Raw genomic sequence first — 22,374 nt, forward strand, 5'->3', positions numbered from 1 at the left:
GAGGTCGATCGGTACGAGTGCCGCGCCCACGTCGTACCTGCGGGTGAGCAGCTGCTCCACGCCCGCGGCCCCGGTGGGGGCGGTCACCGCAGCAGCCCGCGCACGAGCCGCGCGGTCTCCGAGGGGGTGCTGCCGACCTTGACGCCGGCGGCCTCCAGCGCCTCCTTCTTGGCCTGGGCGGTGCCGGAGGAGCCGGAGACGATGGCGCCGGCGTGGCCCATGGTCTTGCCCTCGGGCGCGGTGAAGCCCGCGACGTAGCCGACGACCGGCTTGGTCACCAGGCGGGAGACGTAGGAGGCGGCGCGTTCCTCGGCGTCGCCGCCGATCTCGCCGATCATGACGATCAGGTCGGTGTCGGGGTCGTCCTGGAAGGCGCGCAGGCAGTCGATGTGGGTGGTGCCGATGACGGGGTCGCCGCCGATCCCGACGGCGGTGGAGAAGCCGAGGTCGCGCAGCTCGTACATCAGTTGGTAGGTGAGCGTGCCGGACTTCGACACCAGGCCGATGCGGCCGGAGGTGGTGATGTCGGCCGGGATGATGCCCGCGTTGGACTGTCCGGGGCTGATGAGCCCGGGACAGTTGGGCCCGATGACGCGGGTGCCGGAGGCGACCGCGCGGGCCCGGAAGGCGACCGTGTCGTGCACGGGGACGCCCTCGGTGATGACGACGACGAGCCCGAGGCCGCCGTCGACGGCCTCGTCGACGGCGGCGCGCACGAAGGGCGGCGGCACGAAGACGACGCTGACGTCGGCGCCGGTCATGCCGACCGCCTCCTTGACCGAGCCGAAGACCGGGACGGTGCGCCCGTCGAACTCGACCCTCGTGCCGGCCTTGCGCGGGTTGACGCCGCCGACGACGTCCGTCCCCGAGGCGAGCATGCGGCGGGTGTGCTTCATGCCCTCCGAGCCGGTCATGCCCTGGACGATCACCTTGCTGTTGCGGTCGAGGAAGATGGCCATCGCGATCAGCTCCTTGCGGGCTCGGCGGCCCGCGCGGCCGCGCCGTCCATGGTGTCCAGCTGCTGTACGAGGGGGCCCAGCGCCGCCGCGGCCGCGTCGAGAATGGCCCGGCCGCGCTCGGCGTTGTTGCCGTCGAGGCGGACGACGAGGGGCTTGGTGAGCTCGACCAGGTCGAGGGCCTGGACGATGCCGTCCGCGACGGCGTCGCAGGCGGTGATGCCGCCGAAGACGTTGACGAGCACGGAGGCGACGTCGGGGTCGGAGAGGATGACGCCGAGCCCGTCGGCCATGACCTGGGCGGAGGCGCCGCCGCCGATGTCGAGGAAGTTGGCGGGGGCCCCGCCGTGGTGGGCGACCACGTCGAGGGTGCTCATCACCAGGCCGGCGCCGTTGCCGATGACGCCGACGGTGCCGTCGAGCTTGACGTAGTTGAGGCCCTTGGCGCGGGCGGCGGCCTCCAGGGGGTCGCCCTCGCCGGGGGTCTCGTACGCCTCGTGGTCGGGGTGGCGGAAGCGGGCGTTGGCGTCGAGGGAGACCTTGCCGTCCAGAGCGAGGACGCGGCCGTCCGTGGTGCGGACCAGCGGGTTGACCTCGACCAGCAGGGCGTCCTCGGCGGTGAAGACCTCCCACAGTGCGGTCAGCACGGGCACGGTCTCCTCGGGGAGTCCGGCCGCTTCGGCGATCTGCCGGGCCTTCTCCTCGGTGACGCCCTCGGCGGCGTCGACGGGGACGCGGGCCAGGGCCTGCGGCCGGGTGGCGGCGACCTCCTCGATGTCCATGCCGCCCTGGGCCGAGGCCATGGCGAGGAAGGTGCGCTCGGCGCGGTCGAGGAGGAAGGAGACGTAGTACTCGTCCTGGATGTCGGCGGTCGGCGTCAGCATGACCTTGCCGACCGTGTGGCCCTTGATGTCCAGGCCGAGGATGGCGCGGGCCTTCTCCTGCGCGTCCGCGGGGTCGGAGGCGAGCTTCACGCCGCCGGCCTTGCCGCGGCCGCCGGTCTTCACCTGGGCCTTCACCACGACCTGCCCGCCGAGGCGTTCGGCCGCGGCCCGGGCCTCGGCGGGGTCGTCCACCACGTGGGCGGCGAGCACGGGGACGCCGTGCCGCGCGAAGAGCTCCCGTGCTTGGTACTCGAACAGATCCATCGTCAAACGCACCTGCCCTGACTCGGGGTCGAACGATAATCCGGTGCAGACCTCTGGACACCGGGTCGTCCATGCGGGATAAACGTCTGCATACAGTATTCGTCGCCTGTATGCAATGTACAGACCGCGGGGTGGAATCCCGCGTTCGGCCCGCTCGCCGGCCCCCCGACCGGAAGGAACCTTGGTTGTGACGAAGGCTTTGGAGGGTGTGCGCGTCCTGGATATGACGCATGTGCAGTCGGGTCCGTCGGCGACGCAGTTGTTGGCGTGGCTGGGTGCGGACGTGGTGAAGCTGGAGGCTCCGGGTGGTGACATCACGCGGCGTCAGTTGCGGGATGTGCCGGGGGTGGACAGCTTGTACTTCACGATGCTGAACGCGAACAAGCGGAGCATCACGCTGAACACCAAGACCCCGCGCGGGCGGGAGATCCTGACCGAGCTGATCGCGCGCAGTGATGTGATGGTGGAGAACTTCGGGCCGGGTGCGGTGGACCGGATGGGGTTCACCTGGGAGCGGATCCAGGAGATCAACCCGCGGATCGTGTACGCCTCCATCAAGGGCTTCGGGGAAGGCCCGTACACCGCCTACAAGGCCTACGAGGTGGTCGCGCAGGCGATGGGCGGGTCGATGGCCACGACCGGCTTCGAGGGCGGTCCGCCCATGGCCACCGGCGCCCAGATCGGCGACTCGGGCACCGGGGTGCACGCGGTGGCCGGGATCCTGGCCGCCCTCTACCAGCGCACCCACACCGGCCGCGGACAACGCGTCCAGGTCGCCATGCAGCACGCGGTGCTCAACCTGTGCCGCGTCAAACTCCGCGACCAGCAACGCCTGGCCCACGGACCGCTGGCGGAGTACCCCAACGAGGACTTCACCGACGAAGTCCCGCGTTCGGGCAACGCCTCCGGCGGCGGACAGCCCGGCTGGGCGGTCAAATGCGCCCCCGGCGGCCCCAACGACTACGTCTACGTCATCGTGCAGCCCGTCGGCTGGCAACCCCTGGCCGAACTCATCGGCCACCCCGAACTGGCCACCGACCCCGAATGGGCCACCCCCGAAGCCCGGCTGCCGAAACTCGCCAAAATGTTCCAGCTCATCGAGGAATGGACCACCACCCTGCCCAAATGGCAGGTCCTGGAAGAGCTCAACACCCACAACATCCCGTGCGGGCCCATCCTGTCCACCAAGGAGATCATCGACGACGCCAGCCTCAAGGCCAACGACATCGTCGTCGAAGTCGACCACCCCGAACGCGGCACCTACACCACCGTCGGCAACCCCCTCAAACTCTCCGACTCACCCACCACCATCCACCGCTCACCCCTCCTCGGCGAACACAACCACGACATCTACACCACCGAACTCGGTCTCTCCGCCGAGGAGCTGGGCGCGTTGCGGACCGGCGGGGTGATCTGACCGATGGCGGACGCCGGGCGGCGCGAGGACGTACGGTCGCACACCACAGAGCAGCCGGTGGCGGTGCTGGGCACCGTCCACCGGTGGGCCGGGGCAGCGGGGCTGCCCTGACCCGACGCACCACCCGTGACGGGGCCGGGCGCGCGTGAACCGCGCGGACCGGGCCCGCCGCGCAGCACGAAAAGAGCACGGGGGCCGGCACGGGTCGGTCTCCACGGAGACCGACCCGTGCCGGCCCCAGGTCCAGGGGGCGCTGGCCAGACTCTTTCGAGGCAGGGGAATCATGACAATGGCGTCAACGACATCGACGTCCCAACGACCCGTCACCTATCGAGAGGTGACCGACCACAACGGCCGGGTGTTCCGCGTCGGCGAGACCGACATGGACATCATGGGCCGGAAGCGCAAGTGGATGGTCATCCTGCCGTGGGTAGGCATGATGGGCATCAGCTCGGCGGAGTACGCGTTCGCGTCCGCCGAGGACACGCTCCACACCGCACATGCGTGGAGCAGCCTGCACATCTTCTGGATGCTCGGGGTCTGGGTGTTCTTCCAGGCCGCGGTGGCCTTCCCGGCGGGCAAGCTCCGCGAGTCGGGGAAGCTGCCCGCGCGCTGGGCGATGATGTGCGGCGCCCTGGGCACCTTCCTGGGCTACCTGTCGCTGGCGTACGCACCGCACGTGGTCGTCGCGTACATCGGCTTCGGCATGTTCAGCGGCATGGGCGCCGGCATGGTCTACGCGACCTGCGTCAACATGGTCGGCAAGTGGTACCCGGAACGGAAGGGGGGCAAGACGGGCTTCGTCAACGGCGGCTTCGCCTACGGCTCGGTGCCGTTCGTCTTCCTCTTCACCGGCTACATGAACCTCACCAACTTCCGCTGGGTGCTGGTCTCGGTCGGCATCTTCCTCGCGGCGACCGTCGCGGTGGCGGGGTACTTCTTCAAGGACCCGCCGAAGAACTGGTGGCCGGCCGACGTCGACCCGCTGAAGGTGCCCGACGACCCGCGGGCCCGGCGTGCCATGGAGAAGAACCCGCCCGCCGTCCGGCAGTACACCCCCGCCGAGGCGTGGCGGACCGGCCGGGTGGCGCTGATGTGGTTCTGCCTGCTGTGCACCTCGGGCGTGAACATCTTCGGCATCGCCTTCCAGGTCGACATCGGTGAGGAGGCGGGCTTCGCCGGCGGGATCGTGGCCACGGCCATGTCCCTGAAGGCGATCGTCAACGGCACGGGCCGCGGCGTCATCGGCTGGCTGTCCGACCGCTACGGGCGCAAGCAGTGCCTGATCTTCGTCTGCTTCGTCCTCGGCCTCGCGCAGTACGGCATCCTGTGGTCGGCGGACATCAAGAACCTACCGCTGTTCCTGATCTTCTCGTCCATCTCCGGGTTCGGCGGCGGCGCGATCTTCCCGATGTTCGCGGCGATGACGGCCGACTACTTCGGTGAGAACAACAACGCGTCCAACTACGGCCTGGTCTACAGCTCCAAGCTGGTCTCGGGTCTGCTCGGCTCCGGCATGGGTGCCTTCGTCGTCAGCCACTGGGGCCACAGCGGGGCGTTCACCCTCGCGGGTTCGATCTCGCTGTTCGCCGGCTTCGTCGCGCTCTTCCTCACCCCGCCGGGACGTCCGAGGAAGAAGGACATCAAGCCCAATCCGCAGCCCATCAGCAGGGAGGCGATCTGACGTGACCGCCGGAGAGCACCCGGGGCTCCGGCACGGCACCTCGTGCCCGACGACCGGGTGTTCCTCCCGTCCGCCGCGGCGTCCCCGGACCACCCCCGTGTCCTAGGGAGACGGTGCCGGCATGACGTGGGCCTCAGCCGTGGGACGCCACGGCTGAGGCCCACGCGGCCGTCCGTCAGCCCGAGCGGTCGGCGGCGATGGCCTTGTGGTGCCGGATGACCTCTTCGACGATGAACTTCAGGAACTTCTCCGCGAAGGCCGGGTCGAGGTGAGCCTCCTCGGCCATCCGGCGCAGCCGGGCGATCTGCTCCGCCTCGCGCCCGGGATCGGCGGGCGGCATGTTGTGCGCCGCCTTCAGCTCACCCACCTGTTGCGTGGCCTTGAAGCGTTCCGCGAGGAGGTGCACCAGGGCCGCGTCCAGGTTGTCGATGCTGCCGCGCAGGTGGCGCAGCCGCTCCAGGGCGGCCGTGTCGTCCGCGTGTCCGTCGTCCATCCGCCCAGCCTAACCAGCGGGACGCCGATCAGTCGGTACGTCCCGTCGCGGCGACGGTGACGCCGAGGCCGATCATCGCGAGGCCGCCCGCACCGCCGACCAGCGACAGGCGGCGCGGGGAACGGGCGAACCACGAACGGGCCGCGGCGGCGACGAGGCCCATGGTGCTGTCCGAGACGAGGGCGATCGCGTTGAAGACCAGGCCGAGCAGCAGCATCTGCACGGTGACGTGACCGGCCGGGCGGTCGACGAACTGCGGCAGCACCGCCGCGTAGAAGACCATCGTCTTGGGGTTCGAGACCCCGACCACGAAGCCCTCGCCGAGCGTGCGCAGCGCGCCGCGCGCCGCCCCCGCGTCCCCGGACACCATGGCCAGGGCCCCGCGGTGCCGCAGCGCCTTGACCCCCAGGTACACCAGGTAGGCGGCGCCGGCGAGCTTGAGGGCCGCGAACAGCAGCGCCGAGCGCTCCACCACGGGGCCGACGCCGAGGGCGACCGCGACCACCAGGACGTACGAGCCGAGCGTGTTGCCGGCGACGGAGGTCAGCGCGACACGACGCCCGTGGGCGAGCGCGCGGCCGATGACGAAGAGGACGCTGGGGCCGGGGATCAGCACGAGCACCAGCGATACCAGGGCGAATGCCGCGAGTCGGTCGATGGACACCATGCCCGGAGGGTAATCGGGTATATCTTCCGGCGCACCGCATTAAGCGCGGGGTCTAAGGAGGCGGGATCGATCATGGGTGAGCCGCAGGGCGAGCAGCTGGAGGCCGTACGGGCCCGGCGGGAGGAATTGCGCGGGAGGTACCTGCGGGAACCGGCGGAACGACCGGCGACGCGGGCGGCGGGGGTGCACCACGTCGCGTTCATCTGCCGCGACGTCGAGGAGACCGTCCGCTTCTACCAGGAGTTCCTGGGCTTCCCGTTGGTGGAGCTGGTGGAGAACCGGGACTACGCGGGCTCCAGCCACTTCTTCTTCGACATCGGCCACGACAACCTGCTGGGGTTCTTCGACTTCCCCGGCCACGAGCACCCCGAGCAGCACGAGACGATCGGCGGACTGCAGCACCTGGCGCTGTCGGTGACCGGCGAGCAGTTCACCGAGGCGAAACGCCGGCTGGACGAGGCCGAGGTGGAGTACCTCGGGCCGGACCGGGGCGTGGAGGACAGCCTCTACATCCGCGATCCCAACGGGGTCAACGTGGAGCTGTACCGCGAGGACCTCGGCCACTTCGACGGCAAGCCGCTGCTCTGAGCCCGCGGGGCCGGCGGGGCGGGGCGGGGTCAGTCCTCGTGGGAGCGCTGGTGGTACGAGGTCCTGGTGTGCTCGGTGTGGGCGCGCATGACCTGCTGGGCGCGATCCCCGTCGCGGTCGGCGATCGCCGCGATCAGCTCGCGGTGCTCGACCCACGACTGCATGCCGCGCTGCCGGGCCACCGGGGTGTAGTACCAGCGCACGCGCCGCTCGACCTGCCGGGCGAGTTCGGCGAGCACCGCGTTCCCGGCCAGTTCCATGACGCAGGCGTGGAGGGCGGCGTTCGCCGCGACGACCGCGTCGACGTCGTCGGCGGCGACGGCCGCCTCGCCCGTCCCGCACAGCTCGTCCAGCCGCTCCAGGCCCTTGGAGGTGGCGTTGGCCGCGGCGAGGCGGGCGGCCTCCGTCTCCAGCAGGGCGCGGACGACCAGGAGTTGGTCGGCCTCTTCGTCGGTGGGCTCGTGGACGAAGGCCCCCTGGGCCGGGCGCAGGTCCACCCACCCCTCGGTGTTGAGCCGTTGCAGGGCCTCGCGCACCGGTTGGCGGGAGACCCCGAGGTGGCCGGCGAGTTCGGTCTCCACCAGGTGCTGGCCGGGGGTGAGCGAGCGGGTGATGATCAGCTCGAGCAGCGCTTCGTACACCTGCTCACGCAGGGGTCCCGGACGCTGGAGCTTGGGCACGGATCCCTGCGACAGCCCGCTGGACAGCATCGAGGCCCCAACCTTTCCCGGGGATGATTGGCTTTCGTCTACAGTCTACGCGCGCAGGGCCCCGGCGCGGACACCGCACCCAAGCGTGACGCGCTTCACACCGGCGGCGCGGCGCCCCGCTATGCGGCGCCGGTGAGCTGGGAGGTCTTCAGGACGACCAGGGTCACCAGCACCAGCAGCACCACGGCCATCCCGGCCGCCTGCCACAAGCCGCGGTGCCTGCGGGGCGCGTGGGCCAGGACGAGGCCGACCGCGCCTCCGGTGAGCAGGCCGCCGAGGTGGCCCTGCCAGGAGGTCACGGCGGCGGAGACCGCCATCCAGACGAGCAGGCCGATGAGGAGCTGACGCCCGCCGACCGGGTCGTGGTGGAGGCGCTTGCCGAGGACGAAGTAGGCCGCACCCAGGCCGAAGATCGCGCCGGAGGCGCCGACGGCGCCGGTGTGCGGGGCGATCAGGTACACCAGCACGGAACCGCCGAGGGCGGAGAGCAGGTAGAGCCCGACGAAGCGGATCCGGCCCAGCTGGGCCTCGACGGCCGGGCCGAGGGTCCACAGCGAGTACATGTTGAGGAGGATGTGCAGGATCCCGAAGGTGCCCTGGCCCGGCGGCTGGTGGAGGAAGGCCGAGGTGATCAGCCGGTACCACTCGCCGTGCGCGATGCCGACGGCCTCGAAGCCGGGGTACGCCGAGCCGTCGTACACGTACGCCGCGCCGTCGGGGCCCAGCAGCCCCTGCCCCAGGGCACCGAAACGCGCGACGAGGTCGGAGCGCACCAGTTCGCCGAGGTAGGCGACGACGTTCAGGGCGATCAGGATCTGCGTCACCACCGGCGCGCCCGAGGTCGCCACGCGGCCGCCGAAGACGGTGCGCGCCTCGCGGACGCTCCTGCCGCCCTCCTTCACGCACTCCGGGCAGTGGTGTCCGACCGCCGCCTCGCGCATGCAGTCGGGGCAGATGGAGCGGTCGCAGCGGGTGCAGCGCACGTACGTCTCGCGCTTGGGGTGCCGGTAGCAGGTGGTGACCGGCGGCTCGGTGCCCTGGTCGGTGTCCGTGGTGCTCACGAGTGCGAGGCCCCCCATGCGGCGTACGGGACGTTGGAGTCGCACGTTTGTACCCACCCCGGGCACAGGGCGTCAAACCACTCCGCTCTGCGCCTCCATGCGCAGACCGGAGGCCCGGTCGGCGAGGACGACGGTGACCACGGTGAGGTCGGCGGCGTCGTTGCCGCCGGGACGCATGGAGATGAGGTCGGCCATGGTGACTCCCGGGCAGATGGCACCGTCCGGCAGTTCGACGACGAGCCGGACGGAGTCGTCCCCCGTCACGCGGACGGTGCCGGTCGCGGGAGGGGCCTGGCCGGCCTCGTACATCTCCTCGTCGATCCGGGCGGTGAGGCCGCGGGCACCGGCGAGGAGGCCGCCGCCGCGCCCGGCGTGCACCTGCACCGTGACCGCGCCGGCCAGCGGGGTCCGCAGCGTGAGCGGGCGCCGGTCCGGTCCCGGCGAGACGGTGAGGCGCACCTTGAAGGTCGGCCTGCCCTTCATCCGGGGCAGGTTGTCCGCGCCGTAGCTCCCGATGACCATGTCGCGTGACACGCCGGGCTCGCCGACCTGCCGCGCGGCGCCCTTGCCGCACTCCCCCGGCCGGGAGACCGCCGCCGCCTCCCGTCGCGGGCCGTTCCCCCAGGCCAGTTGGGCGACCAGCAGGGCCGCGGCGGCCAGCGGGACGCCGATGCGCCACCACGTCCCCCGACTCACAGAGAACGGGTCCCCGGCCACCGCACACCTCCTCGCCCGGCCGCGTCCGTCCGCGTCCGTCGTACGCCGATGCTATTCCGCGGCTCCGGGCAGTCCCCTACCGTGATGCCGTGACGAGCGACTCATCCGCCGCGGGGATACCGGAGTTGGTCCTGCGAGGGGGCGGCGCGACCGCCCGTCTGCGTACCGGCGAGGTGCTGCTGGACGAGGGGACGGAGCGGCGGCGCATCCCACCGGCCGCGATCGAGGAGGTCCGTGCGGCCGGGCGGCACGGCCGGACGGTGGAGATCGTCCTCACCGCGGCGCGAGGGCCCGCGAGGGTCCACGCGGTGACGCACCACAGCGCCGAGGCGGTCGCGGCCTTCGCCGCCGCCGTCAACTCCGTGCTCCCGCCCCGCGACGCCGACGAGCCGCGGGAGGACGGCGGCACGCTGGTCGAGGTCCTGTCCGTGCCGCCCCCCGCGAAGGACGGGGCGAAGCCGGACGACGGGGCGCCGGACGGCTTCTGGAGCTACGCCCCGTGGGTCGGCGCTGCCCTGGCCTACCTCGCCGTGCTGGTCTGGCTGGCCGTCACCGCGGACGGCGCGGCCGTGGCGAAGTGGGCGCTGAGCCCCGGTCCCCTGCTGGCCGCCGGGGGCTTGCTCCACGCGGCATGGGTGTCCGCGCGGGACGCACGGATCCTGCGCCGGCGCGGCATCACGGTGGTCGGCACCTTCGACCGCAGGCAGCGGCACGGCGACCGCGAACCCGTCTACCGTTTCACCGACCTCGACGGCGTGACCCGGGAGCACTTCGGCGAGGCCGACGACGTGGACGGCGACCCGCTGCGGGGGGAGATCACCTACGACCCGCGCAACCCGGAGCTGACGACGCGCGCGTGGTCCGAGCCCGCGGGGCTGGCGGTCTTCATGTGCGTCTTCGGGCTCTCGCTGTTCGCCATGGGGCTCTACCTCGCCGTCGGCGCTTTCGTGGACCTGCCCTTCTCCCTTTGAACTCCCCTCCGCCGGAACGGAACTTCCCTCCGCCGTAACGCCGGGCCGGGACCGCTTTTACGACCCCTTGACCTCATGGAGACGAATACTGTACACAGTATTCGTCCGGGGCTGAGAACCCAGGGCCGGCGGACTCGTCGAGGTGATCTCGCCGCACGACGGCGCGGTCGCCGTGGCAACCTCTGTATCAAGGGCCGATGCGGCTTCCAGCACGTACAGAACCGGGACTGATCGACATGGGACGGGTCACCGAACGGCGTCGGGTACTGAGGATCAGGGACGGGGCGGTCGACCACCGGGCGGACACCCTGGTCGCGGAGGAGCCGCTGGAGATCCGGCTCAACGGCAAGCCACTCGCGATCACCATGCGCACCCCCGGGGACGACTTCGCCCTCGCGGCCGGCTTCCTGGTCAGCGAGGGCGTGCTCGGGAGCGCGGACGAACTGGCGAACATCGTGTACTGCGCGGGCGCGACCGTCGACGGGTCCAACACCTACAACGTCGTCGACGTACGCCTCGCCCCCGGGGTCCCCGTCCCCGACATCACGCTGGAGCGCAACGTCTACACGACGTCCTCCTGCGGCCTGTGCGGGAAGGCCAGCCTCGACGCCGTACGGACCACGGCCCGCTGGGCCATCACCGACGCCTCGCCGCTGCGGCTCGAACCCGCGCTGCTGTCCGCGCTCCCCGACCGGCTGCGCGCCGCGCAGCGGGTCTTCGACCGGACCGGCGGTCTGCACGCGGCCGCGCTCTTCACGTCCGAGGGCGAACTGCTCGACGTCCGCGAGGACGTGGGCCGCCACAACGCCGTGGACAAGCTCGTGGGCCGCGCCCTCCAGCAGGGCCTGCTGCCGCTGGCCGGGAAGATCCTGATGGTCTCCGGGCGGGCCTCGTTCGAACTCGCGCAGAAGGCCGTGATGGCCGGCATCCCGGTGCTCGCCGCCGTCTCGGCCCCGTCCTCCCTGGCCGTCGACCTCGCCGCCGAATCGGGCCTCACGCTCGTCGGTTTCCTGCGGGGCACCTCCATGAACGTGTACGCGGGCGAAGAGCGGATCGCCCTGCCCGCGCCGGCGGCCGGGCGGGTCTGACCCGTCCCAGCCCGCGTACACGCGTGCGGGACCGGCCGGCGAGGTGCGCCCCCTGCGCCGGCCGGTCCCGCCGTATCCGCGGACCGAGAGCCCGAGGACCCGAGGACCCGCGGCCCGCAGACCCGCGCCCCGCGGACCCGAGGTAGACAGTGTCCACCTCGAGGTGGACACTGTCCACCATGACCACCGCTCCCCGCGCTCGCCTGCTCGACGCCGCCCTCGCCGTCCTGGACGACGACGGCGTCGAGGGGCTGACCCTGCGGGCCATCGCACGGCGCGCCAACGTGTCGCACGGGGCGCCGCTGAAGCACTTCCCGCACCGGGCGGCGCTGCTGTCGGCCGTGGCCACCGTGGGGTTCAGGGAACTCAACGTGCGCGCCGAGGCGGCCGTACGGGCGTGCCCCGAGGGGGCGCCGGCGGCCGCACGGCTGCGGGCCGGGGCCCGCGGCTACGTGGCGTACGCGCTGGGACGGCCGGCGATGTTCACCCTGATGTTCCGGCACGACCTGCTGGACCCCCGGGACAAGGAACTCAGCCGGGCCGGCATGTCGGCCTTCGACGACCACCTCCTCGTGCTCGTGCGCGCCGCGCAGGCGGAGGGCTGGCGGCCCGGGGCGGACACCCGGGCGCTCACCGGCGCCGTGTGGTCCGGGCTGCACGGTGTGGCGCAGCTGTGGCTGTGGGGCTCGCTGGCCCTGGGCACCGGCGCCACGTCCATCGACGAAGCGCTCGACGCGCTGTTCACCTCGTTCGACCTCAAGGAACACTGACGATGCATGAGAAGTACGGATTCGACCGCGAGACGGCCGTCACGGCACGTCCGGACGAGCCCTCGGTCTACGACGCCGAACTCCACGAGGGGTGGCGGATCGGCATGGGCGTCAACGGCGGGCTGCTGCTCGCCCTGGCCGGCCGGGCACTCGCCGAGGAACTGGGCGGCGACGGGCAGGGACACCGGGATCCGTTCTCGATCAGTGCCTACTACCTGTCGACGTCGCGCCCGGGCCCGGTGACCGCCCGCACGCAGACCCTGCGCCGCGGCCGTACCGTCTCGACCGGCATGGTGTCCCTGGAGCAGGAGGGCGAGGAGCGGCTGCGGGCGGTCGCGACCTACGGCGACCTGAGCGGCCACGACCACGCGGGCGACGTGCGCACCTCCGCCGTTCCTCCGCAGATGCCGCCGCCGGAGAAGTGCGTGGGGACCGACGTGGCGCCGCCGGAGTTCCTGAAGATATCCCCGATGCTGGAGCGCATCGAGCTGCGGCTGGACCCGGACACGGCCGGCTGGGCGGTCGGCGCCCCGTCGGGCCGCGGCATGGTGCAGGGCTGGCTGCGGATGCCCGACGGCCGCGAGCCCGACCCGCTGATGCTGCTGCTCGCCGTGGACAGCCTGCCGCCGGTCAGCTTCGACCTCGGCATCCCGGGCTGGGCCCCCACGCTGGAGCTGACCGCCCACGTCCGGGCCAGGCCCGAGCCGGGGTGGCTGCGGCTGAAGCACTCCACCCGGAACTTCGCGGACGGCTACATGGAGGAGGACGCCGAGGTCTGGGACTCGGCGGGCCGGCTCGTGGCCCAGTCCCGGCAGCTGGCGCGGGTACGGCTGCCCGAGGGCGCCGCGTAGCGGCCGCGCCCGCGGGCCGTGCGTTCCGGGGGCGGCCGTGCCGCCCCCGGCCGGGGGGTGCGCCTTCAGTGCAACTGCGCCTGCCAGTCCTCGGGGACCTTGCCCGCGGGGCCCGGGGAGGGCTGGCCCTCCGGGCGCGAGTTCGGCGGGGTCAGTGCGGGACCGTCGTAGTACTGCTCGGTCTCGACGTTCCAGTACCAGTCCTCACCGGGCTCGTAGCTGGTGATGAACGGGTGGCCCTCCTCCTGCGCGTGCCGCGTGGCGTGCTGGGAGGGCGAGGAGTCGCAGCAGCCGATGTGCCCGCACTGCGCGCAGCGGCGCAGGTGGAGCCACCAGCCCGGTCCCTGACCGGCACCGCAGTCGGCGCAGCCGGCGCCGCTCGGCTCGGACGTGGGGTCGATGCCGGGGATCGTGACGTCGTCCGCCATGGTGGACCCGCCTCCTTAACCGCGATCACGTTCTCCTGGCATGCTAACCGCCCTCACGTGCCGCCACCGGGCGAAGCGGGACGGCCCCCTCGCCCCCTCGCCCCCTCGCGGGCTCCGGTCCGCGCGACACCTACCGCTTCCCGGGGCGCCTCAGGACGATGCGGGGATGCCGGACGAAGGACCGCAGGCGCCCCGCGTAGCCGGATCGGCGCAGCCACCAGGGCAGTCGGCGCAGCGGCACGTACGCGAGGATGTCGTCATGCGCCTCGGTCCCGGGAGGCAGGCCGCGCAGCAGTTCCAGGCACCGGTCGTCGACGGTGCCGTGCAGACGGGCGACGTGGGCCAGGGCCACGACGCCCTGATGGCGCAGTTCCCCGTACGGCGCCCCCAGCGCCCGGGCGACGCGCGGCAGGATCGCGGCGGCGTCCGGGTGGGTGAGCGCCAGCCCGATGACCGCCACGCCCACCAGCGGCTCCCCGCGCTCGAAGGCCGCGTCCACCTCCTCGGGCCGGTCGGTCCCGAGCAGCGCAGCGGAGTCCGCCCAGTTCATGCCCCGCCCGGCCGCCGCCCGCCCGACGAGGAACTCCCCCCGCCCGGCGGCGTCCGGCTCCCCGCGCCGTGCCCCCTCCAGGTACGCCCAGACCCGCCCGGCCTCCGGGCCCGCGTCGGCGGCGACCTTCCGCCACACCTCCGTCTCCGCCTCCGTCAGGGCGGCGAACCTCCCGCCGAGCTCCCCCAGGTCGCACCGCCGCAGGAACGCCAGCCATCGCGCGTCGTCGTCCGTGACGCGGCCGGTGGCGTAGCCGACGGCCAGTTCGCCGGGTTCCAGCGCGACCGCGAAGCGGACGAACTCGGCCGGTATGGGAGCGGGATCAGCGGTCACGAGCGCCGAGGCTAGTCCGTCAGGCCCAGTGCCGGCACGCCGTTTTCGCCTCCCTGCGGCGGGCCGGCGACGGCGGTGAGCCCCTCCGTACGGACTAAGGGGTCGAGGCAGCCGGGAGTGGCGGTGACGGCCGGACCGGTACGGCGCGTCAGTGACCGTCCGTCAGAACGCCGTCCAGGGCGCGCGACAGCCGGGCGAGCCACTCCGCGGCCGTGCCCGTGACGTGGGGGTGGGCGGCGCGGAAGGTGTCCCAGTCGACGGAGTGCGGGGCGACCTCGGTGAGGCGGGGTGCGGAGGCCGGGTGGCCGGGCTCGCGGCTCATCACCCGGCGCAGCAGGCGTGGGGAGAGGGCGGTGCCGGGCACCTCGGCGAGGAGGACCGCGTCGTAGAGGTCCTTGCCCTGTGCGCGGCCCTCGGCGGCGGCGTCGACCTGCAGCCACAGCAGCTTCCAGGCGAGACAGAGTTCACGGCTCGCGGTGAGCACCACGGCCGGGGGCCCGCCGTCGCCGCGCGGCACGGCGGTCAGGACGGGCGGCTCGGGGAGCCGTTCGTCGCGGGCGAAGTCCAGGCGCACCTCGCCCGGGGGCAGTCCGTCCGCGTGCCAGGGGACGACGAGGCGCACGCCGGGCGTGTCGTACTCCGCGTAGGTCCAACTGCCGTCGTCGCGGGCGCCCTCCGGGTCGAGGCGTACGCCGGGGGCGGCGTCGGGGTGGGCCCGGACCAGTGCCAGCAGTTCGCCGGGCGGGCCGTCGGAGCCGTCGGAGCCGTCCGGTTCCGGGTCGACGATCCAGTGCAGGCCCTCGGGCGGGACGTGGGCCCGCTGCCCGCCGGTGCCGAACTCCTCGTCCGTCCAGATCTCGGGACGGACGGCGCCGTCGGCGGCCTCCGGCCACTGCTGCACGGTGGCCCGCTCGTCGACGTACGGGTACGGGTGGAGCGGGTCGATCGGCACCGCCAGGGAGGGCGGGACGATCCAGTCGAGGTCGCCCGGTTCGCGGGCGGCGGCGCCGACCCAGGCGGGCAGCACCATGCTGCCGCGCAGCACGAGGTACTCGCCCAGCGGGGACCGCGCGACCAGGCCCAGCAGGTGGTCCAGGACGGCCCGCCGGGCGGCGGCCGCCGGGTCCTGCTGCGCGGGGGCGGTCACCGGGCCTGCGCCTCGTCGATCCAGCCGTCGTCGATCCAGCCGTCGTCGAGGTCGGGCCGGTCGTCGTGCACGACGAACTCCTCCTCGACCTCCACCGCCCTGAGGCCCGCCACCGTGAGGTCCGCGAGGAGGCGGTCGAGCCGCTGCCGCGCCTCGGGGCGCCCGACGTCGCGGCAGCGCTGGGTGACGAAGCGTTCGTGGCCGCGGTCGCCGAGGTCACGACGCGCGTTGCGGGAGACGTGGGCGGCGTGCCGACCGGCGATCGTCCGGACCTCGTCCAGGCGGGCGGGGTCGGTGATGACGAGCTTGACGTGGTGCTCGAAGTAGCAGCCGGGCGGCAGGGCACGGGCCTGCCCGCGGGTGCTCGGGACGCCGGCGTTCCAGGGCGCGGCCTCGATCTTCACGCGCGCGACGCCGATCCCCTCGGCGCGCAGCCGTCCGGTCCACCGGGCGGCGGCGGCGCGCTGCGCGGGCAGGGCGCCGCGGCCGCGCAGCGTCAGCATGGGCTGGTCGGGGGTGGCGCCCCGGTCGAGCACGATGCGGGTGTACTTGAGGCCGTTGCGCTCCGCCCAGTGACGTATCCGCTCCTCGTCCTCGGGCCGCGGTGCCGGCACCGTGAAGTGGGTCTCGAAGTCTCCGGTGAAGTCCATCGCCGGGGTCCCGGCTACCACGCCGGCCGGACCGGGCCGCCGGGGGCGAGCCGTCCCAGGTCCGCGCACAGGGCGCGCAGCCGGTCCTCGCCGAGCACGTCGGCCCAGGGGCGTACGGCGTCGGCGGCGGCCTGGTCGGCGGCGCGGGTGCAGGCCCGGCCGCGGTCGGTGAGGACGACCAGCCGGGCCCGGGCGTCGTCCGGGTGGGGGCGGCGTTCGGCGTAGCCCTTGGCCTCGAGTTCGTCGACGAGTTGCCCGGCCGCCTGGCGGGTCACCCCGAGGTGCGCGGCGAGTTCGGTGACGGTCGCGCCGCCGGCCGCCATCCGGGCGAAGGCGAAGCCGTGGGCGGGGCGCAGGTCGTCGAAGCCGCGGGCGAGGACGCCGTCGTGGATGGCGGCGGTGAGGGCGCCGGCGGCGGCGAGCAGGTTGACGCCCAGGGCCATGGCCAGGGCCTCTTCGTCCTTCATGCGACCACCTTGACACAGTGCGCAAGCAGCTTGAGCATATGGGCAAGCAACTTGCTCAAGTTGCTTGCCCATCGGGGAACAGGAGCCCGTATGCCCGTCGTCCGTTCCGCCGACGCCGTCGTCCACGACCTGCACGGCGTCCGCTTCGTCTCGTACGCCCGCACCGCCACCGGCAGCACGGAACTGTGCGCGTGGCGCGGCGAGGTACCGGCCGGGACCGCCGGTACCGCGCACACCATCAGCCGCGAGGAGGTCTTCCTCGTCCTGTCCGGCAGCCCGCGCCTGACCATCGACGGCGAGGCGTACGACCTGTCCCCCGGCGACGTCGCCACGGCGCCCGCCGGCTCCCGCCTGGCCCTGGAGAACCCGGGCGAGGGCCCCGCCTCCGTTTGGGTGACCACCGGCGTCGGTCTGGAGGCGGTGCTCACCGACGGGTCGCGGATCAGTCCGCCCTGGGCCCGCTGAACCCGCCGGGCGCCCGGCGGGTCAGCGCGTCACTGCAGGTGGGCGGTGTCGTTCCAGAGGGTGATCGCGGGGTCGCCGTACTCCCAGCCGAGGACCGACAGCGAGGCCGGGGCCAGGCTCAGCACCATGCCGCGCATCGGGTCGAGCCGGAGCCAGCGGGCCGCCAGGGTGCGCAGGAAGTGGCCGTGGGCGAAGACGACCGCGTCGCTGTCCTCCTCCTTGGCCCAGGCCACCACCTCGTCCGCGCGGTTGGCGACCTGCCACGAGGTCTCACCGCCGACGACGCCGTCGCGCCAGATCACCCAGCCGGGGCGTTCCTCCCGGATCTCGGGCGACGTGCGGCCCTCGTACTCGCCGTAGTCCCACTCCCGCAGCGCGTCCCAGGTCCGCGCCCGGTCGCCGAACCCGGCGAGTTCGCAGGTGTCGCGGGCGCGCTGGAGGGGGCTGGTGCGGACCCGGGCGCCGGGGAAGTCGTGCCAGGGGGCTCGGGCCAGGCGCTTGCCCAGCAGGCGCGCGGCCTCCCGGCCCTCCTCGGTGAGCGGGATGTCGGTCCTGCCGGTGTGCTGACCGCTCTTGGACCACTCGGTCTGGCCGTGCCGCACGAGCACGAGGCGCGGAGCCATCAGGGGGCCACCTCCTTGTCGACGGCCTCGGTGTCGCCGCCGGCCGCGCACCCGGCCTCGCGGTCCGGGGCGAGGACGCCGATAGGCTGGATGAACGTCGCCACTGTTGCCTCCGAGGTCACGTGGACAGTGTCCCTCCCGACGGGTGGGACGCACAAAACGGTGCCCGCGCCGCCCGGCGGCGGGGCGGACCCGCAGGCCGGTCCGTCCGGCGCCACGACTCCCGGCAGGAGAAGAGGTCATGAACGCATCCGCCCCTCCGGCGCCGGAGCCGCTCGACGTGCGCTGGATCCACGGGTCGGCATCGGCGAAGCACAACACCGATCCCGACATCCAGGTGTTCGAGTACGACGAACGCACCTTCGTCCTGCGGCAGAACAAGGCGGTCCACTACGAGGCGCCGTTCCTCTTCCTGCTCTTCGGGGACGACCGTGCGGTGCTCCTGGACACCGGGGCCACGCCGGAGGAGGAGTTCTTCCCGCTGCGGGAGGTCGTGGACGAGCTGTTCGAACTGCGGCCGCCCGCCCTGCAGCGTCCCGGCTACGAGCTGCTCGTGCTGCACACCCACGCCCACGGCGACCACGTCGCCGGCGACGCGCAGTTCGCCGGCCGCCCGGACACGGTCGTGGTGCCGGCGGACCGCGACAGCGCCTGGGACTTCCTCGGCTTCACCCAGGACCCCGACCGCGTGGCGCTCCTGGACCTCGGGGGGCGGGTCCTGGAATGCCTCGCCACGCCCGGCCACCACGCCTCGGCCGTCACCTACTACGACCCGGCGACGGGCTTCCTGCTCACCGGCGACACCGTCTACCCGGGCCGGCTGTACGTCGAGGACTGGGCCGCCTTCCGGCGCACCGTCGACCGGCTGGTCGCCTTCGCCGGGGAGCGCCCGGTCACCCACGTGCTGGGCTGCCACGTCGAGATGACCCGCGAGCCGGGCGTGGACTACCCCGTCCGCACCACCCACCAGCCCGACGAGCCGCCGCTGGAGATGACCGTCGACCAGCTCCGCGAGGTCCGGCGGGCCGTCGAGGAGATCGGCGACCGGCCGGGACGCCACGTCTACCCGGACTTCGTCATCTGCCGCGGGGACTGAGGGTCTTCGAACGTACGGCAGACTGTCCGGGTGTTCGCACTCGCCGTCGCGTCGACCGTCCTCCTGCTGCTGGAAGTCGTCCCCTCCGCGGTCGCCCAGCTGATCCGTGCGCGGCCCGGCCTGGAACGGCTCGACGAGCTGACCCGGCTGGGCGTCCTGGAGGGGCGGCGCCTGTGGGTGGTCACGCTGCTCGGCACGCTGCACACGCTCGGCGCCGCCGCGGTCCTGGCGGGACTGTGGCTGCCTCCCGTCGGCGTCGCCGGAGCCGCGCTGGAGGCGGGGATCTTCGCCTGGGTGCTCCTGTGCCAGCTGCGCTGCGGTGACCGGGGGCGTGCCCTGGCCGCGTACGCGCTGTTCCTGGCGATGGCGGTGGCGGTCCTCGTGGTCGACGCCGTGCGCTGAGCGGGCACCCCGCCGCGGCGCGGCGCGGCGGACCGGGCTCACCTCCGGCCGGCCACGACCTCCCGGGGCTGTGCGGCGGCGGCCGGGGCGGCGGCGGGCGCGGCCGCCTCCGCCTGCCGGGCCCACCGCTTGGCGAGGACGGCGCACACCATCAGCTGCATCTGGTGGAAGAGCATCAGCGGCAGCACCATCAGTCCGGCCTGGGCCCCGAACAGCACGGAGGCCATGGGCAGTCCGGCCGCCAGGCTCTTCTTCGACCCGGCGAAGACGATGGTCACCCGGTCCGCGCGGGGGAAGCCGAGCCTGCGCGAGCCGTACGAGGTGAGGCCGAGCATCGCGGCCAGCAGCAGGGCCTCGGCCAGCAGCAGCCCGAGCAGGCGCAGGGGCGTGACCTGGTGCCAGATGCCGCGCACCACGCCCTCGCTGAACGCGGCGTAGACGACCAGCAGGATCGACCCCCGGTCGACCAGGCCGAGCACCTTCTTGTGGCGGGTGACGAAGCCGCCGATCCAGCGGCGCAGCAGCTGACCGGCCACGAAGGGCACCAGCAGCTGCAGCACGATGCCCAGCACCGCGTCCGCCGTGAAGCCCGCGCCGCTCCCCCCGAGCAGCAGCGCGGCCAGCAGCGGGGTGAGGACGAGCCCGGCGAGGCTGGAGAAGGAACCGGCGCAGATGGCGGCGGCCACGTTGCCGCGGGCGACGGAGGTGAAGGCGATCGAGGACTGGATGGTCGAGGGCACCAGGCACAGGAAGAGCAGGCCGGTGCGCAGCTCGGGCGTCAGCAGGTACGGCACGAGTCCGCCAAAGGCCAGGCCGAGCAGCGGGAAGACGACGAAGGTGGCGGCCAGGACGGTGCCGTGCAGGCGCCAGTGGCGCAGTCCGTCCATCGCCTCGCGGGTGGACAGGCGCACGCCGTAGAGGAAGAAGAGCAGACCCACCGCTCCGGTGGACGCCCCGCCCGCGAGGTGGGCGCCGGTGCCTCTGGCGGGCAGCAGCGCCGCGAGGAGCACGGTTCCGAGGAGCGCCGCGATGTACGGGTCCACGGGGAGCCAGGACGGGTAACGCAGGCGGTGCATGGGCTTCCTCATTGGTGCTGGACGGGGCCCTCTCCAGGGTGCCCGGTGACCGGGAGATCGTAAATGACTTTGACCGCACTGACTGTCATCACGTATCGCGATGAGCGGCGGTAGGCTGGCACCGTGTTCGATCCGGTGCAGCTGCGGACCTTCGTCGCCGTCGTCCAGACGCTGAGCTTCACGCAGGCCGGCCGCAGGCTCGGCCTGCGCCAGTCGACGGTGAGCCAGCACGTGCGCAAGCTGGAGGAGGCCGCCGGCCGGCGGTTCTTCACCCGCGACACGCACAGCGTGGAGCTGACCGAGGACGGCGAGGCCATGCTCGGCTTCGCCCGGACGATCCTGGAGGCCAACGAACGCGCCGCGGGCTGGTTCGCGGGCACCCGTCTGCGCGGCCGGCTGCGCCTGGGCGCCTCGGAGGACTTCGTCCTGACCCGGCTGCCCGAGATCCTGGAGCGCTTCCGGCGCGACCACCCCGAGGTGGACCTGGAGCTGACGGTGGAACTGTCGGCCACCTTGCACCGGCAGCTGGCCGCCGGCCGGCTGGACGTGATGCTGGGCAAGCGCGCGGCCGGCGACAGCCACGGTCAACTGGTGTGGAGCGACCGGCTGGTGTGGATCGCCGGCGAGCGGTACCGCCCCGAGGCCCAGCGGCCCGTCCCGCTGATCCTCTACCCGGCCCCCGCGATCACCCGGGCGCGGGCGTTGGAGGTCATGGAGCGGCACGGCCGTGCGTGGCGCATCGCGTGCACCAGCGGCTCGCTGAGCGGTCTGGTCGCCGCGGCGCGGGCGGGGCTCGGGGTGATGGCGCACGCCGAGGGGCTGATCCCGCCCGGTCTGGTGCGGGTCCCGGCCCGCGCGGGGCTGCCCGAGCTCGGCGGCGTCGACTTCGTGCTGCTGCACGGGCGGCGGCGGCCGGCGGCGCAGGAGGCGGCGGACGCGCTCGCGGCGGCGGTCCTCAGCGGATCCCTTCGGTCGTGATCTGCTTGACCAGGCGCAGCGACGGCACGGTCTCCACGTGCCGGACCCCGTCCAGGGCGCCGACGCACTCGCTCAGGTAGCGGTAGAGCTGCGGCGTGCTGCTGCAGATGACCACGGCGACGAGGTTGGACGATCCGGTGGTCGCCGCGACGTAGGCGGTCTCGGGGTGCGCGGCCAGCGCCTGCCCGACCGCGGACAGGGCGGAGGGGGCGGCCGTGATCCAGAAGATGGCGCGGGTGTCGTGGCCGATCCACGCCGTGTCGAGCTGCACGTCGGTGTAGAGCACGCCCGAGCCGCGCAGCTGCTCCAGCCGCCGCTTGGCCGCCGACTCCGACAGGCCGGTGGCGCGGTGCAGTTCGGGGTAGGAGGCGCGGCCGTCCCTGGCCAGGACGGCCAGCAGCGCCTCGTCGGTGGCGTCGAGGACGACCGTGCCGGACGGCGGCTCGGGCGGGGGCGGCCGCAGCGCGGCGACCTCCGCGTCGGTGAGCGCGCCGCGCTTGGCGAACCAGCCCAGGGCGCCGCCGTAGAAGGTGTGCAGGATGCTGTGGGCGCCGATCTCGACGATGCTCGGGGTGCGCGGCAGACGCCCGAGGAGCAGCGCGTCGTGCTCGTCGTGGCTGCGCGGGCGCGTCACGCACATCACCTCCGTGCCGCCCGACATCAGCGAGATCCAGGCGGTGTCGTCGCGCCGGGCCAGGGCCTTGGCCAGGGACTCGGCGGCCTCGGGGGTGCTGCGCAGCCGCAGCGCCCAGCGGGTGCGTCCGAGCAGTTCCTGCTCGGGGAGCCCGAGCACGCGCATCCCGAAGTCGCCGCGGAGCCTGCGGTAGCGGCGGGCCACGGTCTGGTCGGAGACGCCGAGGACGTCGGCGATCCGGCTGAAGGGGGCGCGCCCGTCGAGCTGCAGGGCGTGCAGAAGCCGCATGTCCAGCTCGTCGAGCGTGTGGGAATCCATCGCCTTCTCCTTCATGGTGTCGGATTCCGGCGGGATGCCGCCCGTGGCTGGAGGAAGCCCGGGTGTTCTCGCGATGGTACGGAGGA

At 73.1% G+C, this 22,374-nt stretch carries 27 protein-coding genes; 11 read left to right on the plus strand and 16 right to left on the minus strand.

Annotated features, from left to right (window positions below; all coding sequences use genetic code 11):
• Positions 1–83 precede the first annotated feature (83 nt).
• Together sucD and sucC are read right to left on the minus strand one after the other, a co-directional pair.
• Positions 84–959, minus strand: a complete 876-nt coding sequence (sucD, locus tag OG937_11690) for a succinate--CoA ligase subunit alpha (protein ID WUD72289.1) — start codon at positions 957–959, stop codon at positions 84–86.
• A 5-nt stretch (positions 960–964) separates the two neighbouring features.
• Positions 965–2,104, minus strand: a complete 1,140-nt coding sequence (gene sucC / locus OG937_11695; GenBank protein ID WUD72290.1) for an ADP-forming succinate--CoA ligase subunit beta — start codon at positions 2,102–2,104, stop codon at positions 965–967.
• A gap of 187 nt (positions 2,105–2,291) precedes the next feature.
• On the opposite strand from sucC, the gene frc reads away from it, so the two are divergent.
• Positions 2,292–3,521 (plus strand): formyl-CoA transferase, encoded by a 1,230-nt coding sequence (frc, locus tag OG937_11700; GenBank protein WUD72291.1) that lies wholly within the window; start codon positions 2,292–2,294, stop codon positions 3,519–3,521.
• Positions 3,522–3,810: 289 nt separating this feature from the next.
• On the plus strand, positions 3,811–5,205 hold the full coding sequence (locus tag OG937_11705; protein ID WUD72292.1) for an OFA family MFS transporter: 1,395 nt from the start codon (positions 3,811–3,813) through the stop codon (positions 5,203–5,205).
• Between the two features lie 175 nt (positions 5,206–5,380).
• Here the strand turns inward: OG937_11705 and OG937_11710 are convergent, their stop codons facing one another.
• Together OG937_11710 and OG937_11715 are read right to left on the minus strand one after the other, a co-directional pair.
• Positions 5,381–5,698: a chorismate mutase gene (locus OG937_11710; protein ID WUD72293.1), complete on the minus strand. Its 318-nt coding sequence runs from the start codon at positions 5,696–5,698 to the stop codon at positions 5,381–5,383.
• Positions 5,699–5,726: 28 nt separating this feature from the next.
• A complete protein-coding gene (locus tag OG937_11715) occupies positions 5,727–6,365 on the minus strand; it encodes a LysE family translocator (GenBank protein WUD72294.1) in 639 nt (212 codons plus the stop codon).
• A 72-nt stretch (positions 6,366–6,437) separates the two neighbouring features.
• On the opposite strand from OG937_11715, the gene OG937_11720 reads away from it, so the two are divergent.
• Positions 6,438–6,953, plus strand: a complete 516-nt coding sequence (locus OG937_11720; protein ID WUD72295.1) for a VOC family protein — start codon at positions 6,438–6,440, stop codon at positions 6,951–6,953.
• 29 nt (positions 6,954–6,982) lie between these two features.
• On the opposite strand, the gene OG937_11725 is transcribed toward OG937_11720, so the two are convergent.
• The 3 genes from OG937_11725 to OG937_11735 all read right to left on the minus strand — a co-directional run bounded on the left by OG937_11725 (position 6,983) and on the right by OG937_11735 (position 9,420).
• Positions 6,983–7,663, minus strand: coding sequence for a GntR family transcriptional regulator (locus OG937_11725; GenBank protein ID WUD72296.1), 681 nt, complete (start codon positions 7,661–7,663; stop codon positions 6,983–6,985).
• Between the two features lie 119 nt (positions 7,664–7,782).
• The gene (locus OG937_11730; GenBank protein ID WUD72297.1) at positions 7,783–8,742 is read right to left on the minus strand and encodes a rhomboid family intramembrane serine protease; all 960 of its coding nucleotides are present in this window, start codon (positions 8,740–8,742) and stop codon (positions 7,783–7,785) included.
• Positions 8,743–8,796: 54 nt separating this feature from the next.
• Positions 8,797–9,420, minus strand: a complete 624-nt coding sequence (locus tag OG937_11735) for a hypothetical protein (protein WUD72298.1) — start codon at positions 9,418–9,420, stop codon at positions 8,797–8,799.
• A gap of 110 nt (positions 9,421–9,530) precedes the next feature.
• On the opposite strand from OG937_11735, the gene OG937_11740 reads away from it, so the two are divergent.
• The 4 genes from OG937_11740 to OG937_11755 all read left to right on the plus strand — a co-directional run bounded on the left by OG937_11740 (position 9,531) and on the right by OG937_11755 (position 13,121).
• Positions 9,531–10,412 (plus strand): DUF3592 domain-containing protein, encoded by an 882-nt coding sequence (locus tag OG937_11740; GenBank protein ID WUD72299.1) that lies wholly within the window; start codon positions 9,531–9,533, stop codon positions 10,410–10,412.
• Positions 10,413–10,648: 236 nt separating this feature from the next.
• Positions 10,649–11,500 carry a formate dehydrogenase accessory sulfurtransferase FdhD gene (gene fdhD, locus OG937_11745; protein ID WUD78716.1) on the plus strand — a complete coding sequence of 284 codons (852 nt, stop codon included), beginning with the start codon at positions 10,649–10,651 and terminating at the stop codon, positions 11,498–11,500.
• A 179-nt stretch (positions 11,501–11,679) separates the two neighbouring features.
• Positions 11,680–12,270 (plus strand): TetR/AcrR family transcriptional regulator, encoded by a 591-nt coding sequence (locus tag OG937_11750; GenBank protein ID WUD72300.1) that lies wholly within the window; start codon positions 11,680–11,682, stop codon positions 12,268–12,270.
• Positions 12,271–12,272: 2 nt separating this feature from the next.
• A complete protein-coding gene (locus OG937_11755; GenBank protein ID WUD72301.1) occupies positions 12,273–13,121 on the plus strand; it encodes a thioesterase family protein in 849 nt (282 codons plus the stop codon).
• Between the two features lie 65 nt (positions 13,122–13,186).
• Here the strand turns inward: OG937_11755 and OG937_11760 are convergent, their stop codons facing one another.
• The 5 genes from OG937_11760 to OG937_11780 all read right to left on the minus strand — a co-directional run bounded on the left by OG937_11760 (position 13,187) and on the right by OG937_11780 (position 16,696).
• Complete coding sequence (locus OG937_11760; GenBank protein ID WUD72302.1) at positions 13,187–13,549, minus strand: UBP-type zinc finger domain-containing protein; 363 nt, start codon at positions 13,547–13,549, stop codon at positions 13,187–13,189.
• 130 nt (positions 13,550–13,679) lie between these two features.
• A complete protein-coding gene (locus OG937_11765) occupies positions 13,680–14,432 on the minus strand; it encodes a hypothetical protein (protein WUD72303.1) in 753 nt (250 codons plus the stop codon).
• A gap of 148 nt (positions 14,433–14,580) precedes the next feature.
• Positions 14,581–15,579: a nucleotidyl transferase AbiEii/AbiGii toxin family protein gene (locus OG937_11770; protein ID WUD72304.1), complete on the minus strand. Its 999-nt coding sequence runs from the start codon at positions 15,577–15,579 to the stop codon at positions 14,581–14,583.
• The gene (locus OG937_11775; GenBank protein ID WUD72305.1) at positions 15,576–16,229 is read right to left on the minus strand and encodes a hypothetical protein; all 654 of its coding nucleotides are present in this window, start codon (positions 16,227–16,229) and stop codon (positions 15,576–15,578) included. The genes OG937_11770 and OG937_11775 overlap by 4 nt, the downstream gene beginning before the upstream one ends.
• Positions 16,230–16,243: 14 nt before the next feature.
• Positions 16,244–16,696, minus strand: coding sequence for a MarR family transcriptional regulator (locus OG937_11780; GenBank protein WUD72306.1), 453 nt, complete (start codon positions 16,694–16,696; stop codon positions 16,244–16,246).
• 90 nt (positions 16,697–16,786) lie between these two features.
• Here OG937_11780 and OG937_11785 point away from each other — a divergent pair, with 90 nt between their 5' ends.
• Positions 16,787–17,161, plus strand: coding sequence for a cupin domain-containing protein (locus OG937_11785; protein ID WUD72307.1), 375 nt, complete (start codon positions 16,787–16,789; stop codon positions 17,159–17,161).
• 29 nt (positions 17,162–17,190) lie between these two features.
• Here OG937_11785 and OG937_11790 read toward each other — a convergent pair whose 3' ends face one another.
• Entirely contained in the window at positions 17,191–17,784 is a 594-nt protein-coding gene (locus tag OG937_11790) for a histidine phosphatase family protein (GenBank protein ID WUD72308.1), read from the minus strand.
• On the minus strand, positions 17,784–17,906 hold the full coding sequence (locus OG937_11795) for a hypothetical protein (GenBank protein ID WUD72309.1): 123 nt from the start codon (positions 17,904–17,906) through the stop codon (positions 17,784–17,786). The genes OG937_11790 and OG937_11795 overlap by 1 nt, the downstream gene beginning before the upstream one ends.
• A gap of 119 nt (positions 17,907–18,025) precedes the next feature.
• Here OG937_11795 and OG937_11800 point away from each other — a divergent pair, with 119 nt between their 5' ends.
• Together OG937_11800 and OG937_11805 are read left to right on the plus strand one after the other, a co-directional pair.
• Positions 18,026–18,880 carry an MBL fold metallo-hydrolase gene (locus OG937_11800; protein WUD72310.1) on the plus strand — a complete coding sequence of 285 codons (855 nt, stop codon included), beginning with the start codon at positions 18,026–18,028 and terminating at the stop codon, positions 18,878–18,880.
• 30 nt (positions 18,881–18,910) lie between these two features.
• A complete protein-coding gene (locus OG937_11805) occupies positions 18,911–19,282 on the plus strand; it encodes a DoxX family protein (GenBank protein ID WUD72311.1) in 372 nt (123 codons plus the stop codon).
• A gap of 38 nt (positions 19,283–19,320) precedes the next feature.
• Here the strand turns inward: OG937_11805 and OG937_11810 are convergent, their stop codons facing one another.
• Complete coding sequence (locus tag OG937_11810) at positions 19,321–20,358, minus strand: bile acid:sodium symporter (GenBank protein WUD72312.1); 1,038 nt, start codon at positions 20,356–20,358, stop codon at positions 19,321–19,323.
• 123 nt (positions 20,359–20,481) lie between these two features.
• Between OG937_11810 and OG937_11815 the strand changes: the two genes are divergently transcribed.
• On the plus strand, positions 20,482–21,336 hold the full coding sequence (locus OG937_11815; GenBank protein WUD72313.1) for a LysR substrate-binding domain-containing protein: 855 nt from the start codon (positions 20,482–20,484) through the stop codon (positions 21,334–21,336).
• On the opposite strand, the gene OG937_11820 is transcribed toward OG937_11815, so the two are convergent.
• Complete coding sequence (locus OG937_11820) at positions 21,314–22,288, minus strand: AsnC family transcriptional regulator (GenBank protein ID WUD72314.1); 975 nt, start codon at positions 22,286–22,288, stop codon at positions 21,314–21,316. The genes OG937_11815 and OG937_11820 overlap by 23 nt on opposite strands.
• Between the last annotated feature and the right edge of the window lie 86 nt (positions 22,289–22,374).

Origin of the sequence: Streptomyces sp. NBC_00510 (assembly GCA_036013505.1) — a bacterium.
Lineage (GTDB): Bacteria > Actinomycetota > Actinomycetes > Streptomycetales > Streptomycetaceae > Actinacidiphila.

Bases quoted from the DNA above. Each gene is read 5' to 3' on its own strand.
- sucD (WUD72289.1), bottom strand. From the start codon at position 959: ATGGCCATCTTCCTCGACCGCAACAGCAAGGTGATCGTCCAGGGCATG.
- sucC (WUD72290.1), bottom strand. From the start codon at position 2,104: ATGGATCTGTTCGAGTACCAAGCACGGGAGCTCTTCGCGCGGCACGGC.
- OG937_11705 (WUD72292.1), top strand. From the start codon at position 3,811: ATGGCGTCAACGACATCGACGTCCCAACGACCCGTCACCTATCGAGAG.
- OG937_11710 (WUD72293.1), bottom strand. From the start codon at position 5,698: ATGGACGACGGACACGCGGACGACACGGCCGCCCTGGAGCGGCTGCGC.
- OG937_11715 (WUD72294.1), bottom strand. From the start codon at position 6,365: ATGGTGTCCATCGACCGACTCGCGGCATTCGCCCTGGTATCGCTGGTG.
- OG937_11720 (WUD72295.1), top strand. From the start codon at position 6,438: ATGGGTGAGCCGCAGGGCGAGCAGCTGGAGGCCGTACGGGCCCGGCGG.
- OG937_11725 (WUD72296.1), bottom strand. From the start codon at position 7,663: ATGCTGTCCAGCGGGCTGTCGCAGGGATCCGTGCCCAAGCTCCAGCGT.
- OG937_11730 (WUD72297.1), bottom strand. From the start codon at position 8,742: ATGGGGGGCCTCGCACTCGTGAGCACCACGGACACCGACCAGGGCACC.
- fdhD (WUD78716.1), top strand. From the start codon at position 10,649: ATGGGACGGGTCACCGAACGGCGTCGGGTACTGAGGATCAGGGACGGG.
- OG937_11750 (WUD72300.1), top strand. From the start codon at position 11,680: ATGACCACCGCTCCCCGCGCTCGCCTGCTCGACGCCGCCCTCGCCGTC.
- OG937_11755 (WUD72301.1), top strand. From the start codon at position 12,273: ATGCATGAGAAGTACGGATTCGACCGCGAGACGGCCGTCACGGCACGT.
- OG937_11760 (WUD72302.1), bottom strand. From the start codon at position 13,549: ATGGCGGACGACGTCACGATCCCCGGCATCGACCCCACGTCCGAGCCG.
- OG937_11775 (WUD72305.1), bottom strand. From the start codon at position 16,229: ATGGACTTCACCGGAGACTTCGAGACCCACTTCACGGTGCCGGCACCG.
- OG937_11780 (WUD72306.1), bottom strand. From the start codon at position 16,696: ATGAAGGACGAAGAGGCCCTGGCCATGGCCCTGGGCGTCAACCTGCTC.
- OG937_11785 (WUD72307.1), top strand. From the start codon at position 16,787: ATGCCCGTCGTCCGTTCCGCCGACGCCGTCGTCCACGACCTGCACGGC.
- OG937_11790 (WUD72308.1), bottom strand. From the start codon at position 17,784: ATGGCTCCGCGCCTCGTGCTCGTGCGGCACGGCCAGACCGAGTGGTCC.
- OG937_11800 (WUD72310.1), top strand. From the start codon at position 18,026: ATGAACGCATCCGCCCCTCCGGCGCCGGAGCCGCTCGACGTGCGCTGG.
- OG937_11810 (WUD72312.1), bottom strand. From the start codon at position 20,358: ATGCACCGCCTGCGTTACCCGTCCTGGCTCCCCGTGGACCCGTACATC.
- OG937_11820 (WUD72314.1), bottom strand. From the start codon at position 22,288: ATGGATTCCCACACGCTCGACGAGCTGGACATGCGGCTTCTGCACGCC.